The 14,638-nt window shown below is 39.1% G+C and carries 17 protein-coding genes; 12 read left to right on the forward strand and 5 right to left on the reverse strand.

The annotated features are described in order from the left end of the window. The first annotated feature begins 328 nt into the window (after window positions 1–328). The 5 genes from ACIFOT_RS10910 (at window position 329) to ACIFOT_RS10930 (ending at window position 3,518) form a co-directional block, all read left to right on the forward strand. Window positions 329–1,072, forward strand: a complete 744-nt coding sequence (locus tag ACIFOT_RS10910) for an alpha/beta hydrolase (protein ID WP_430064507.1) — start codon at window positions 329–331, stop codon at window positions 1,070–1,072. A gap of 65 nt (window positions 1,073–1,137) precedes the next feature. Beyond that, window positions 1,138–1,368 (forward strand): hypothetical protein, encoded by a 231-nt coding sequence (locus ACIFOT_RS10915; protein WP_430064508.1) that lies wholly within the window; start codon window positions 1,138–1,140, stop codon window positions 1,366–1,368. 159 nt (window positions 1,369–1,527) lie between these two features. Next, the gene (locus ACIFOT_RS10920) at window positions 1,528–2,133 is read left to right on the forward strand and encodes a TetR/AcrR family transcriptional regulator (protein ID WP_430064509.1); all 606 of its coding nucleotides are present in this window, start codon (window positions 1,528–1,530) and stop codon (window positions 2,131–2,133) included. Window positions 2,134–2,147: 14 nt separating this feature from the next. Continuing rightward, a complete protein-coding gene (locus ACIFOT_RS10925) occupies window positions 2,148–2,807 on the forward strand; it encodes a DUF2306 domain-containing protein (protein WP_430064510.1) in 660 nt (219 codons plus the stop codon). A 369-nt stretch (window positions 2,808–3,176) separates the two neighbouring features. Then, on the forward strand, window positions 3,177–3,518 hold the full coding sequence (locus ACIFOT_RS10930) for a YrdB family protein (RefSeq protein ID WP_430064511.1): 342 nt from the start codon (window positions 3,177–3,179) through the stop codon (window positions 3,516–3,518). Between the two features lie 151 nt (window positions 3,519–3,669). Here ACIFOT_RS10930 and ACIFOT_RS10935 read toward each other — a convergent pair whose 3' ends face one another. Together ACIFOT_RS10935 and ACIFOT_RS10940 are read right to left on the reverse strand one after the other, a co-directional pair. Further along, complete coding sequence (locus ACIFOT_RS10935; protein ID WP_430064512.1) at window positions 3,670–3,873, reverse strand: YbdD/YjiX family protein; 204 nt, start codon at window positions 3,871–3,873, stop codon at window positions 3,670–3,672. Continuing rightward, on the reverse strand, window positions 3,866–5,941 hold the full coding sequence (locus ACIFOT_RS10940; RefSeq protein ID WP_430064513.1) for a carbon starvation CstA family protein: 2,076 nt from the start codon (window positions 5,939–5,941) through the stop codon (window positions 3,866–3,868). The genes ACIFOT_RS10935 and ACIFOT_RS10940 overlap by 8 nt, the downstream gene beginning before the upstream one ends. 180 nt (window positions 5,942–6,121) lie before the next feature. Between ACIFOT_RS10940 and ACIFOT_RS10945 the strand changes: the two genes are divergently transcribed. From ACIFOT_RS10945 to ACIFOT_RS10965, 5 genes are all read left to right on the forward strand, one after another. After that, on the forward strand, window positions 6,122–6,883 hold the full coding sequence (locus tag ACIFOT_RS10945) for a threonine/serine exporter family protein (RefSeq protein ID WP_430064514.1): 762 nt from the start codon (window positions 6,122–6,124) through the stop codon (window positions 6,881–6,883). A 12-nt stretch (window positions 6,884–6,895) separates the two neighbouring features. After that, entirely contained in the window at window positions 6,896–7,339 is a 444-nt protein-coding gene (locus tag ACIFOT_RS10950; protein ID WP_430064515.1) for a threonine/serine exporter family protein, read from the forward strand. 188 nt (window positions 7,340–7,527) lie between these two features. After that, window positions 7,528–8,274 (forward strand): C39 family peptidase, encoded by a 747-nt coding sequence (locus ACIFOT_RS10955; protein WP_430064516.1) that lies wholly within the window; start codon window positions 7,528–7,530, stop codon window positions 8,272–8,274. Between the two features lie 463 nt (window positions 8,275–8,737). Continuing rightward, on the forward strand, window positions 8,738–9,541 hold the full coding sequence (locus ACIFOT_RS10960) for an extradiol ring-cleavage dioxygenase (protein ID WP_430064517.1): 804 nt from the start codon (window positions 8,738–8,740) through the stop codon (window positions 9,539–9,541). A 187-nt stretch (window positions 9,542–9,728) separates the two neighbouring features. Next, window positions 9,729–10,757, forward strand: a complete 1,029-nt coding sequence (locus ACIFOT_RS10965; RefSeq protein WP_430064518.1) for a potassium channel family protein — start codon at window positions 9,729–9,731, stop codon at window positions 10,755–10,757. 26 nt (window positions 10,758–10,783) lie between these two features. Here the strand turns inward: ACIFOT_RS10965 and ACIFOT_RS10970 are convergent, their stop codons facing one another. From ACIFOT_RS10970 to ACIFOT_RS10980, 3 genes are read right to left on the reverse strand one after another with little or no spacing between them, the layout of a single operon-like run. After that, entirely contained in the window at window positions 10,784–11,170 is a 387-nt protein-coding gene (locus ACIFOT_RS10970; RefSeq protein WP_223589589.1) for a DUF350 domain-containing protein, read from the reverse strand. A gap of 12 nt (window positions 11,171–11,182) precedes the next feature. Then, window positions 11,183–12,403, reverse strand: a complete 1,221-nt coding sequence (locus ACIFOT_RS10975; RefSeq protein ID WP_430064519.1) for a glutathionylspermidine synthase family protein — start codon at window positions 12,401–12,403, stop codon at window positions 11,183–11,185. Window positions 12,404–12,406: 3 nt separating this feature from the next. Continuing rightward, the gene (locus ACIFOT_RS10980) at window positions 12,407–12,673 is read right to left on the reverse strand and encodes a hypothetical protein (RefSeq protein ID WP_430064638.1); all 267 of its coding nucleotides are present in this window, start codon (window positions 12,671–12,673) and stop codon (window positions 12,407–12,409) included. A 137-nt stretch (window positions 12,674–12,810) separates the two neighbouring features. Here ACIFOT_RS10980 and ACIFOT_RS10985 point away from each other — a divergent pair, with 137 nt between their 5' ends. Both ACIFOT_RS10985 and ACIFOT_RS10990 read left to right on the forward strand, forming a co-directional pair. After that, complete coding sequence (locus ACIFOT_RS10985) at window positions 12,811–13,257, forward strand: hypothetical protein (RefSeq protein WP_430064520.1); 447 nt, start codon at window positions 12,811–12,813, stop codon at window positions 13,255–13,257. Window positions 13,258–13,349: 92 nt separating this feature from the next. After that, the gene (locus ACIFOT_RS10990; protein WP_430064521.1) at window positions 13,350–14,621 is read left to right on the forward strand and encodes an ATP-binding protein; all 1,272 of its coding nucleotides are present in this window, start codon (window positions 13,350–13,352) and stop codon (window positions 14,619–14,621) included. Window positions 14,622–14,638: the final 17 nt, after the last annotated feature.

Consider the following 14,638-nt stretch of genomic DNA (forward strand, 5'->3'; position numbering starts at 1 on the left):
AGCGAAGCGGTAATTAGGAAGGTCTCCAAATGCCGATTAAGGTGGAAAAAGAAGCGAAGCGGTAATTAGGAAGGTCTCTAAATGCCGATTAAGGTGGAAAAAGAAGCGAAGCGGTAATTAGGAAGGTCTCCAAATGCCCGTTAAGGTGGAAAAAAGAGCTCGGCGGTAATTAGGACAGTCCGCAAATGGCCATCAAGGTTAATAAAGAAGCTCCACGGTGGTTAAGAAAGTTCTATAGAGTCTCAATTAGTAATTTTTGTACAGGCAGGTTTTTTATCCATGAGAGCGAATACATATTGAATATGACAAGTTTGGAGGGATAAGGAAAATGACTGAAAAATATCCTGTTTTAGAAGGCGCAGAGCCATTTTATTTTGAAGGGAATAATGTTGGCATTTTAGTCTCTCATGGTTTTACGGGGTCGACCCAAAGCATGCGGCCACTCGGTGATGCCTTCGCCAAAACTGGTTACACAGTTTGCGGACCACGGCTGAGGGGACATGGAACACATTATGAAGATATGGAAAAAACCACTTATCAGGATTGGATCGATTCGATTGAAGAGGGCTTCCAATGGTTAAAAGAGCGGTGTGATACCCTATTTGTGACGGGACTTTCCATGGGAGGGACGCTAACTCTTTATATGGCTGAAAATCATCCGGAAATTCGTGCGATTATCCCAATCAATGCAGCGGTAGATATTCCTGAAATGAATCCTGTCCGCCAGTTAGAAGGGGTTAGATTTTTAGATGGCGTGGGTTCAGATATTAAAAAGCCGGAAGTGAAAGAGCTGGCGTACGAAAAAACACCAGTTCAATCAGTAAAGGAAATTTTAACTTTTATGGACCAAGTTCGAGCTGACCTACATAAGATTAGTTGCCCTTCATTAATATTTGTTTCTAATGAGGACCATGTCGTTCCTCCTAATAATTCGCAAATAATCTTTGATGAAATCAGTTCTGAGGAAAAAGAAATTCATCACATGAAAGACAGCTACCATGTGGCTACACTTGATAATGATCAACAGGTCATAATCGAAAAAACACTACAATTTATCGAAAAAAATCTTTAGAAGACAATTTCGTTGTCTTCTTTTTTTATGTTATTGGAACAATATGAATGAAAGGAGGCAGTTAAATGGAACATTACGAAGCATTTTTGCAAAGTAAGAACTGGCTTGATAATGATTTAGATGCAAGGTACATAAATGTTAACCATCCCTATGCTATCTTGATTTCAGGTGATGAAGGACAAATTACTTTAAGAGGTAACACTGGAAGTGATAACGGTCAAAACGGCGAAGAAATTTTTTCTTTTAGTTCCTTGAAAGATCTTCAGGAATGGTTTGAAAACAATATTGGGGAGTAGTGCTGTACACGACGGGTTGAATGAAACTCGTCCTTTTTTATTTTTACCAAAAAAAGTATTTACAAATTTTCCATTAGTTGTATAATTAACACCGTAATATAAGTTAACAGTGTTAACAAAAATAACTGCGTTAATAAAGTTTTGGAGTGTGAAGTAAATATGGGCACCAAAGAAAGACGAAAACGGGAAATTGAGGAGATGAGGCTCGAAATCATTGAAGCGGCGGTCCAGTTGTTTCTAAAAGACGGGTATGAAAATGTTTCGATGAGAAAAATCGCACAGCAAATCGATTATTCGGCAACAGCTATATATAAATATTTTGCCAACAAAGAGGAAATTTTGATTCATTTATTAAAACACGGGTATGCCATCTTTCTAACATGCTTAAAAGAAGGTGTGACTAATTGTAACTCTGGTGACGCTGGGGAAAGATTGAAAGCGTCGTTATATGCCTATATCGATTTTGGATTAAAGCATCCTGAATATTACCGGTTAATCTTCGTCGAAAATCTGCATCAGCTTCAAAAGGTAATGACAGAAGAAGATGACCGGGTAAGAGGGTTCGTATTACTAACCGAAATGGTAATGGCTGCAATGAATGAGGGAGTGCTTAAGAAGCACGATGCACATATGGCTGCACAATCTTTATGGGCGTCACTTCATGGTATCACAAGTCTTTTAATAACCTTTCCGGACTTTCAATGGCATGAAAAAGAAGGATTTGTAGATTTTCAGGTCAATGCGATGATAAAGGGATTAACGTGAGGAGGAAGAGGCAGATGGCAAATCGCAAAATAAATTGGAAAGTTTGGTTAAGTTATTTTGTTGTCTTTGGTTTCATTGGATATATTTTAGTGATGTATGGTTTGAACGATCCGCGCAAGACTGGAATTGTTTCCGGAAAGTTAGAAAATCCTAATTTCCATTATAATACATGGAAAATCTTATTTTTCTTTCATATTACAACAGGATCGATTGCTCTAATTCTCGGGCCATTTCAGTTATTAAAAGCAAGCCGGAAAAAAATAAAAATACATCGTACTCTGGGAAAAATATATGCAACATCTATTCTTCTAAGTGTTCCCGCGGGAATTTACCTTGCGTTTTATGCAACAGGCGGGATTGGTGGTACAATTGGGTTTCTCATTCTTGATGCAGTGTGGTTTTTGACCACGTTCATGGGACTTAAAAGAATACGGGAACGAAAGATTCAAAGCCACCAAGAATGGATGATCCGCAGTTATGCCATTACACTTGTCTTTGTCACCTTCCGTTTCGTGGTACCAATCTTCATGTTTATTCTCCATCTAGGATTTGCCATTAGTTTTCCACTTGCAGTCATTGTTGGGATCGTCATTAATTTATCATTGAGTGAAAGATATCTAAAAAGGATACGTAAAGGTAACATAAAAACAAGTCCCTTTATCATCAAGGGATAAGAATTTTCCGATTCGCTGATAAATAGGCTAGATTCGCTGATAAAACCCTAAAATGCGCTGATAAACTCCTTAAATTCGCTGATAAATCCTATAGATTCGCTGATAAAATTTGATTCGCAAATAAAACCGGGGTTTTCGCAAATAAAATCTATAAATTCGCAAATAAACTGGGGAAATTCTCAAATAAAAGGACCTTTTCCGCAAATAAGATAGATCCAAAAAGAATTAAAGTAAGTAAAATTGATTTTTAACCGTTTTTGGCCTGCAATTTTCATGTTTTTTGTAAAAAAACATGAAAATTTTGATATTCGAATACTCCTGCTCTTTAGTGAATATGAAATTAAAGATTACGTCATAAAAAGGGAGAAAATGATGGAAGCATTAAAAGCTATTAATCTTGGTATCCGATTCCTTTTAGAAATCATAGTGCTTGTGATTTTAGGCTATTGGGGATTTCATGTTTCACAAGGAACAATAATCAAAATCCTGCTTGGAATCGGTACGCCCTTACTTGCAGCAGTCATATGGGGAATGTTTGGAGCACCTAAAGCCCCTTACGTGTTAAGTGGATTCTCATTTCTATTATTAGAGATTATTATTTTCGGATTGCCAGTAGTTGTCTTGTATTTTAACGAAAAACAAACGCTAGCTTTCATCTATGGCCTAATCGTAGTTATAAATCTAGTATTATTGAAAATATGGAATCAATAAAAAACAGCCTGCACCTAAAAAGGGTGTCAGGCTGTTTTCGCTTGTCTAGCTATAGCGCCTAGCCACTCGGGGTCAAATAATCAAAAAGCGACTTTTTTTGCCGAAGAACATTTGCCTGTTGAGGCTGGTCAAGGCGCTTCCGCTTTCCTTTTTAACAGCACCTTGATACTTTACCGCCCTTTGCATTGTAACGGGCTTCTTGTGCCTCACAGAAAAACTCTTTTCGTGATTTGACCGTCTCACCAGGGTGGTGCAATTCCATATGCTTAACATAGGTTTCATAGCTGGGAACACCAACTAGCAGACTAATAAATTGCTTTCTGAAGGAGTTAAGTTCCTTTAATTTTTTAAGCATATTTTTGCAAATCTCCCTTGTCACGAGGCACATATGGTGACTCGTGCAGCGGTAATTTATGGTTAGAAATTACTTTAAACCAAATACGAATTGCTGAGATTAATACAACAATGACAACTAACATGAATATTCCTGTAAGGGTGGCATCAACATAATCATTTATTAAAACTTGCTTCATTTGCGCAGCAGTCGTTGCCGGAGCAATTATTTTACCGCCATCATAAGCTTCTTTATAAATTTTTGCATGTGCTAAGAAACCGATTTTTGGATTGTCATGGAATAATTTTTGCCATCCTGCTGTTAAAGTGACAATTAACAGCCATGTTGTTGGCAGCAGTGTCACCCAAACAAACGCTTTTTTGCCCATTTTATAAAGAATCGTTGTACCTAAGAGGAGGGCAATGGCGGCAAGCATCTGATTGGCAATACCGAATAGCGGCCATAAAGTATTAATTCCTCCAAGCGGGTCAATGACACCCTGATACAAGAAGTAACCCCAGAAGAGCACGCAAAGTGCAGTCGCTATGATATTTGGAATAAGTGCTTCTGTTTTTGCAAATGGCTTATAAGCAGTTCCAATCAGGTCCTGAATCATAAAGCGCCCTACACGTGTTCCTGCATCAATCGTTGTTAAAATGAACAAAGCTTCGAAAAGGATGGCAAAATGGTACCAAAACGCCATTAAAGCTTTACCGCCAATTACCTTTGAAAAAATAACAGCCATTCCAATTGCAAGTGTCGGTGCACCGCCAGTTCTTGAGAGAATGGTTTGCTCCCCTACGTTACTCGCAATCGTTTTCAAATCATCCGGAGTGACCGTAAATCCCCAGCTTGATACAGTTGAAGCCGCTTGAACAACATCGGTGCCTATAAGAGCAGCAGGGCTGTTGATGGCAAAATACACACCAGGGTGCAATACGCATGCCGCAATCATCGCCATAACCGCTACAAACGATTCTGTCAGCATGGCTCCATAACCAATCGGCCGGGCATGCGATTCCCTTTCAATCATTTTTGGTGTAGTACCCGAAGAGACCAGTGCATGGAATCCAGAAACAGATCCACAGGCAATAGTAATAAATAAGAAAGGGAAAAGGTTTCCAGCAAACACAGGGCCTGTTCCATCAATAAACTTTGTAACGCCTGACATTTCAAGATTAGGGGCAACAATAATAATGCCCAAGGCAAGTGCAAGGATAGTCCCAACCTTTAAAAAGGTACTTAGATAATCACGAGGGGCGAGCAGCAGCCAAACAGGTAAAACCGACGCAACAAAACCATAGATAATCATCATGATGGCAATGGTTTCACCCTTAAAGGTAAACATCGCTGCCAGCGTTGGATTTTCTGCAACTGTTTGTCCAAAGAACAAGGAAAGGAGCAAAAGCACAATACCAATCGCTGATGCCTCACCAACACGGCCTGGACGAATAAAGCGCATATATATACCCATAAAAATGGCAATCGGAATCGTTGCGGCGATGGTGAACATACCCCAAGGACTTCCTACAAGCGCTTTCACAACTACCAATGCTAAAACAGCTAATAAAATAATCATAATGCCTAAAATACCAATCATTGAAACAATGCCTGTAAATTTACCCATTTCATCCTTGATCATTTCTCCAAGAGATTTACCGTTTCGGCGCATGGATCCAAAAAGAATAATAAAGTCTTGAACAGCACCAGCTAACACAACCCCCACTACTATCCAAAGGGTTCCCGGTAAATATCCCATTTGAGCTGCCAGGATTGGTCCAACTAATGGACCGGCACCGGCAATTGCTGCGAAGTGGTGTCCAAAGAGCACCCATTTATTTGTGGGAACATAGTCTTTCCCATCGTTATGTATTTCTGCTGGTGTTTTCCTTGAGTCATCAAGCTGGAAAACCTTTTGGGCAATAAACTTGCTGTAAAAACGGTATGCAATCGCATAGACGCAAACAGCTGCTGTTAACAGCCAAATCGCATTGATGCTTTCGCCATTGTTTAAGGCCATCACGGCAAAACCTGCCGCTCCTAGGGCTGCAATCACACCCCAGATTAGAATGGATTTTAATGCTTTCAAAACATATCGCCACCTTTTGCTAAAATATGACAATAGTATAATTCATTTTTTAGAAAATTTAAATAATTATTTTTTCCTAAATTAAACATTTTTGTGAATCTATAAATCAAAGATAATTGCTTCGAACCTTTGTTTTGATTAAACTAAGAAACAAATGTTGAAATATGTGGTGAAAAATTAATGGAAAAACAAGTTGAACAAACCTATGACATTATGGAGGTCTGCCTGCTAGCTGGAAAAATCATGCTGCAAAGCGGCGGGGAAACGTATCGGGTTGAGGATACCATGATGCGGATTGCTGCCTCCTTTGGCATTGAAAAAACACATAGCTATGTTACACCGACCGGAATCATTTTTTCTGCTGAAGGAGCGGAGCCGACAAAGACCAAGTTAATCAGGATTTCCGAGCGATCAACAGATTTGAAGAAGGTCGCCATGGTAAACAGTGTTTCTAGAAGGATTAGCAGTGGAGAATTGAAACTTGAAGAAGCATTAGTTCAATTGAAAGAAATCGATTCCTTAAATCTTACTTTTCCTTTCATGGTTCAAGTGGCTGCTGCATCGTTGGCAAGCGGCTGTTTTATGATTATGTTTAATGGGGGCTGGAATGATTTTATCCCCTCGCTCATTTCGGGTGGTATTGGCTATCTTAGTTTTGTTTATTTTCACAGGTTCGTCCCAATTAAGTTTTTCTCGGAGTTTTTAGCTTCGTTCATAATTGGGTTGATGTCTTTTATATTTGTAAAAATTGGTGTTGGCCACCAATTAGATAAAATAATTATCGGTTCGGTCATGACCTTAGTTCCGGGGCTTTTAGTAACGAATGCGATCAGAGATTTAATGGCAGGACATTTAGTTTCAGGGCTTTCAAAAGGGGCGGAGGCATTTCTAACGGCCTTTGGCATTGGGGCAGGAATTGCGGTCGTCCTATCATTTTTGTAAGGGTGGATAAAATTGGCTATACTGGCACAGTTAATCACAAGTTTTATTGCAACAGGTGCATTTGGCATAATTTTTAATGCACCAAAAGAATCTTTAGTAAAATGTGGACTTATAGGTATGGGCGGCTGGCTCATTTACTATCTTCTCGAAGATTTTTCAGATGATGCCGTTTTCGCTACATTGGCTGCGACTGTTTTTGTCGCTGTCATTAGTCAGGAGCTTGCAAAGTTTTATAAAATGCCTGTTATAATTTTTAGTGTGGCCGGAATTATTCCTTTAGTACCTGGCGGCTTGGCATATGATGCGATGCGGAATTTTGTTGAGAACGACTATAATTCTGCTTTAGGCTCTGCGGCAAAAGTACTTATGCTTGCCGGATCGATTGCCTTCGGTTTAGTTTTTTCTGAGGTTATTAACCAGGTATTAAAAAAGCTTAATCTAAATAAAAGAACTTAAAAAAAATGCTCTTTTGCTTTTTTCAGCAAAAGAGCATTTTTATTAAGGAAAACTTAAGATTATCTGATTATTATGGAATTGGAAATGATTTTCCTTTATCGTTTGGGGATTTTTTGGTATGGTAGTATAATAGCATATTACTAGTATGAATTTTCAGTCAAGTCTAACAAGGATGGAATTAATCGGATATGAAAAAAATATTGATCATCTGTATTATTTTTATAATAACCTTTTTTAGCGCAAAGAGTATCTTGGCGGTGAAGTCGAGCGAGGCTTTACCAGAATTTAAGGCTGTTAATACTCCATTGATTACAAGAGAGGTGGCTTTACAGAAGGGAAGCCCCATTTTACCTGATAGTAAACTATTAGATGTACCCTTGTTAAATCAAATGGATAAACCGCTTTTATATAATGGGTGCGAGGTTACTAGCCTAGCCATGATTTTGAACTACAATGGTGTAAAAGTAACGAAAAACGAATTGGCGGAAAATATTAAAACGGTTCCGTTAACCTACAGTAATGGCAAGAAGGGAAATCCAAATGCCGGGTTTGTTGGAGATATGGCACACGGTCCTGGTTTAGGTGTGTATAATGGTCCTGTTTATGAACTGGCACAGAAATATGCAGGGGATAAAGCAGTCAATTTAACTGGCAGTCCGTTTACGGATTTATTAAAGAAAGTAAGCCAGGGGCATCCAGTTTGGATTATTACAACGACTAGCTTCGCTCCCGTTTCTGTTTTTCAAACATGGGATACCCCGCAGGGAAAAATCGATATTACCTTTAGTGAACATAGCGTCGTGATTACAGGCTACGATGAAAATTATATCTATATTAACGATCCATACGGGAGCAAAAATAAAAAATTGGATCGAGACAATTTTATTAAAGCTTGGGAGCAAATGGGAAAACAAGCAATGGTAATTGAAAGTTAATAAAAATTGGCGAAGGCAGAGGAATTATCATCCCTCTGCCTTCTATTTGCTTTGGTTCGCAATTTGAACCCTTATTGTAACTTGTGAGTGGTTGCGCATATCTAGTCAGCCATCGCAAGGTAAAAACTTATATATAATCGTTGTTTATAAAAAACAAGCTTGCCGCGGTTATTCTTCCACCTGATGGTTTTATACCTAAACGACGTAAGCCCTACCTCTCTTACATCCTAACGGCTCCGAAGCCGATCCAGTGTGAATAAGTTTTTTATTTTAAAACATAAGCAGAATGCCAGAAAAATTCTTACATTGCGTTATTTTTTCTATTACAAGTTACTATTAATTAAGCACGAGTAACTATTGTATATTCTTTATGCTGTTTTGTCAAATTATTATTTTTAAGCAGGATTTGTATGTAAGGTCCTCTAAATTAATGAAGGAATAATAAAATGAGGTGAAGCCTAGTATGAATCCGTTTGTTTTTGCCTGCATCACTCCCCATGGAGGAGAAATTATTCCAGAGCTACAGGGGAAGATACCAGAAAGAATGTCATTGACGAGAAAAAATATGGAGATGCTGGGTGCACGAATGTCGGAGGCAAAACCTGAATGCATCATCGTCCTCACTCCACACGGCACACGAATCAACGGTCAATTTGCTATTACAGATTCTGAAAGAATGTCAGGAACAGTTGAAGAAAATGAGGCGGTTTTTTATTTGGAACGGAAGGTGGAAAGAGAGCTGGCAAAATTGATTTGCCAATTCGCGATGGAAGATGAGATACCAGCAGCCGCGGTTAATTTTGGTACGGCATCTGGAGATTTTTCATGCTTGCCGCTTGATTGGGGGACCATTGTGCCGCTTCGGTTTATGCCGAATATTCCAATCGTCGTGATAAATCCATCTAGAGAACTTTCTTATCAGAAACATATTGAGTTCGAGAAATCAATAAGGAAGGCAGTCCAAGCTACAAACAAGCGTGTGGGTTTGATTGCCAGCTGTGACTGGGCCCATGCACACGATGAATATGGCCCGTATGGATTCGATGTGGCAGCTAAAAAACTTGACGAGATAGTGGTTGAACTAATAAAAACTAACCAATTGGAAAAAATGGCAGATCTTGAAAGTGACTTTATTGAGGCTGCTAAACCAGATGGGATTTGGCAGACATTAATACTTGCCGGGGCGATCCCACCTGAAGAACGGATAGTTGAGTTTTTATCGTATGAAGTACCAACCTATTTTGGACTAATCTGCGCAAAATTTTAGGCTGAACGAATCCTATTTTTGTTAGCTGGTTTTCTTGAGCAAACCAATGCCTGGCCTCCTGTAAAAAATTCTTTTTACAAATAATGATTTCATTATTAATTCTCCACCTTTAATTAACTGTATAATAAAATTAGAAAAATAAGGGGTAGGAGAAATTTTATGGAAATTATAGGAGAGTGGGGCATAAATGATTTTTTTTCGAAAATTGTTTTTAACGGCGTCCCGGTACCGCTACAGAACGGTATTGCTGTTTACAATGTTTTATATTGTTATAAATGCTGAAATTATGAGAATTCTCGAGCCGAAGACCTTTGAAAATACCTTCCATGCCGTATGGTGGATTTTAACGACAATGACAACAGTGGGCTATGGGGATGTTTATCCCACAACACAGCTAGGAAGAACTTGGGCTATGCTCATTGTTTATACACTGGGGATTGGTGTGTTTGGTACGGTGATTGGCATGATTGTCGATGGCGTTTCCCAGTATAAACGGATGAAGGAGGAAGGGAAAATGACTTTTAGAGGAGAAAATCATTTTGTCATTGTCGGCTGGACTGCTAAAAGTAAGAATACCATAAAGGAACTGTTTATAGCAGAACCAAAAACTGATATTGTTCTGATAGATGAATTGGAGAAGACCCCTTATGAACATGAACGGTTTCTTTATATTCAAGGGAGTCCAACTGATGAAGACATTTTGAGAAAAGCAAAGATTGAAAAAGCAAAAGCAGTTCTGTTGTTTGCCCCAGATGGTATCGACAATCCAGATTTAGCGGATGGAAAAACACTTTTAGTTGCTTCCTCCATTGAACGGTACGATGACGGCACGGAAAAAGAGATTTATACGATTGCTGAAATTTTAAATGAAAAACATGTTGGTAATTTTAAGCATGTCAAAATCGATGAATTTATCCTATCGCATGAATCGGTATCAAACCTAATGGCAAAGTCTGCTCAGACGAAAGGGGCCAGCCACCTCTTTACTCAATTGTTAAGCCGCAAAGACGGTGATGATGGAAGTGATCTCTGGGAGGTTGAAGTTAGCCCGGAATGGAAAACATATGGGGAGGCATACGAAAGCCTTAAACAAAAAGGGGCACAGTTAATTGCAGACCGAAGCGATTTGAACATATTGAAAAAATGGAATGAACCTATTCCTAAAGACGCAAGGTTATTTATCATTTGCGACAAGAAAACATATCAGGCCATATAAAAAACGCATCCAAGGGATGCGTTTTTTCAATAAGTTAAACAGCCGGCAATCACAACGCCGATGGAAATCGATAAAAACATAAGAAAAAGTCCGACTGCCTGGTTATCTTCCTCGATGCTTTGGTTGACATTAAATCGTGGTGTCAGCCATTCCGCCAGATAAAAAACTATAATTTGAGCAAGAATGCCAATCGCTCCCCAAATTACCATGTCCATGAGGGAGATTGAATTGGCAGCGGTTGAATACAAAACGATTGCAAGACCAAGGAGACGGCCGCCAAGTACATAGCTCGCTGCTTTATTTCCTTTCGCCATTAAAGAAAATTCCTTAACCTTTGTTGTTACTTCCATTAGAAAAAGTCCCACCAGTAAAAGCCCAAGTGAAACGGCCAAGTATAATAAGAAATTTGCCATTTACGTTCCCCCTTATTTTTTAATTCCCACCGGTAAAAAGTAAGATTCATTCCCCGTGATTTTCCCGCCTGCGCGAATCCCAATGCTGCTTGGCTTGCCGGCAATAAGAAATGAACCGAACACGTAAGATAGCTCCTCCATTCCTTTTTCTGTCTCCAGCGAAACAGTTGGAAGAGGTACATAGGACTGAAAGACATGAAGTTCTTGTTCGTAGGTTTGAAAAGAATTTTGCTCAGTGATCTCGAAATGTTGATTCCAAATTTTTATAGAATCTCCTTCCCTGCCAAAGGATGGTTTTTGGACAAAGGCACCAGTGCCTATAAATGTATCTGGCTCTAGATAGGTAGGAAGCATATATTCCTTTATCCATTTTTGTTCTTCTGCTGAATAAAAGGCACCTTGCTCAGCTAATCCCCAAATTAGACTTTGAATGGATTTGGGCTGGAGAAGAAACGCGGAAACAGGATTGATAATCGAAATTTTCCCTGCCTTTTCAAGCTTTAGTAATTCAATTCCAACAAGGTCGCCTGATTTAGAGTCCCTGTCTTCGATTAAATGCTCAAGTGGATAGGTTTGCCGGTACAAAACATCTATGACTTCGCCGTCCAAATCGAATAAAGCATTATTTGTGATGCGAAGATCACTTAAGGGAACCGTTTTATTTTTAACCTGACAAAGTTGACTTAAATATAGAGTGGTGTTCCAATCCTCCATATGATCCTCGTGGGCCGTGAACACCACGTTCGGTGACATTTTTCCGGCTGAAGCCTCTATTACGGCTTTTGTAATTCCAGAGGAAAGAAGCCGTTCCCCGTCATTATTTGGATTTAGAATATCGAATTCCGCGCAAACCAGTCCGTTCATTTGAAAACATTCCACAATAAAAGTTGGCGTGTCGCTATTGAATTCAAGTAATTTAATGCCATTTTTCGTCAGCACGAAATCGAAACGGGAAATAACCGATTCCGGAAAAAGAGTTTTTTTTCTTAGAAAAGGAAGGCTTCCTTTTGGATATCCTAGTTCAAGCAGCTGATCATCCGTTAGATTCCTCAGCAGACCGGCTGTCTTAAAAAAAATCTGTCCCATTTTCTCTGTTGCATGTTTAATCCTAAGGTGGATTTCCTCCGTTATTGGGAATACGTGAAAAAGACTGTACTCGCTCCCGTATAAATCCGACCAAAAGAATGGATATTTCGTATAAAAACTTTTGCGTTTTGCTGCGTAATCGGGCATTTATTAACCTCCAAATCCACCCTTCGATCCGCTCCCGAACCCTCCCTTAAAGCTTGAGGAAGATTTATAAGATTTATAGGAGGATGATTTCAAGAGGGAGGATTTATTTCGATAATAGCTTCCCCCGTAAAAATAATGTCCATAGTGACTTGAATGGCTGTCATCGCATTGCCACACACCTTGATCGTCGTCCCATTCCCAGTCTCTGCAGCTTTTGTCATTGGGCTTTGGCGGAAGATCATCGGAACAGCCTGAAAGCGTTCCAGCCATAAGAGAAGTAAGAACACCAGTTATTAACCATTGGGTTTTCTTCACCTTACCACTCTCCTTTTTTGTTATATATTTTAATTATAAAAGTAAAATGGAGGAAGACAATGGTAAAATTAATGAAAAAGGAGTGATAACCTGTGAGACTGGAATATCGGCTTGATGATGACCGCGAGTATCCAGCCCTTTGGAATTACATGAATGTTTCTGGCGCAGAAGCAGTGGCAAGGATGTCCTGTGAATTTTTTGTGAAAGAAGGAGAGACCTATGTTGTCACTGCAACAGCGATGGACCCGGATGGGACTGCAGTCATATACATCAAAAAAGAAATATTTACGAACGATCCAACGGAAATACACTATTCCCATATTGGCTTTGAAATAAGAGAACTTAACAGAAGCGGTTCAATCCTAATTGAGCATAAAGATGTCTGGGATCATGAAGAAGTGCTCCCTGCCCTCCACTCGGAGTTTATTTATATACAAAGGGATGGGAAATTTGTCGAGTTTGCCATGGATTCAAGAGAAATAGACGAAGATCGTAAATGTTATGTGTACTATGGGAATTACACCGGTAATAGCAAATAATTTTTTCTAATATAATTTTTTGAAAATTGAAGGAATGTGACGATTTTTGTCGTATTGTTATCCTTATACATGGTTAACTGTGGGGGAATACAATGCTGGCAGAAAAACTTCTTTTGAATTTATTAATCACCATCGCACCTGTCCTTTTTTGTAGCGCGCTTTTAGATCATAAGTACAAATTGAATAATCCCTACCTTGTTGGTATATTGCACAGTATTGCGGCACTTGCTTGCATGACTTTTTCATATGCAAACTATGGTTTTTATTGGGATCTCCGATATGTTCCTGTTATTATAGCCTTTTTATACGCAGGGCGGGCGGCAGGAGGTATGGTTTTAACAACCATTATTATCGCTCGTATATTAATGGGAGGAGATACCGTCTTATTTGGACTTGTAAACAGTATATTTACTGCGCTAATTCCATTCCTCATGATCAAAAAGTTTTGGAACTACCCGCCAAATAAACGTTTATTTCTAACAATCGTAGCTGGTGGCTGGTCTCTTGTTGTTTGCTATCTATCACTTAGAGTTTCCCGCTATTTTGAGGGAGATTTATTTAAATTAGATTTTAATATTCCAGACGTACTCCTTATTGGTTTAATTGAAACCATTTCTATTGCTTTAGCCGCAAAGCTCCATGAAGGAATGATTGAAAGAAATAAAATGAAGGAAGAGATCCAGCGTGCCGAAAAGCTTAATACCCTTGGAGAACTTGCTGCTTCCATTGCACATGAGGTTCGTAATCCATTAACAGTTGTCAAGGGATTTCTTCAGTTGATGCAGCAACAGGAGGCAGGGAAGAATTATGAATATCTTTCACTTGTATTAAGTGAATTAGCTCGTGCGGAATCGATTATCAATGACTACCTGAATTTTGCAAAACCGAAATTTGAAAAAATAGAAGAATTTCTATTGACCGAGGTATTATCAGAAGTAATGATGCTTCTAGCCCCATTGTCAGTACAACAAGGTGTTCAGCTAGAAAGCCAGCTGGATTATTCGGGCTTTATCCTTTTTACTGATCGTAACCAATTAAAGCAAGCACTCGTTAATTTGATTAAAAATGCGATTGAAGCAACCCCAGAAGGCGGTAAAGTAACCATACATAACAAATCAGATCAAACCTCGGCATCCATATTAATCTCTGATACTGGCAAAGGAATGACTCCAGAACAATTATCACGGATTGGAACGCTATTTTATACGACAAAAGATAAAGGTACTGGTCTAGGCACGTCTGTTTCTTTAAGAATTATAGAAACAATGCGCGGAAAAGTTTCCTATCAAAGCGAACCAGGGCTAGGGACCATCGTGACGATGGTACTTCCGGCAGGGAGAAAAGAGGAACTAGTCAATATTTAACAAGCAAGACTAACCGC

The sequence above is a fragment of the Neobacillus sp. NRS-1170 genome (assembly GCF_050468025.1).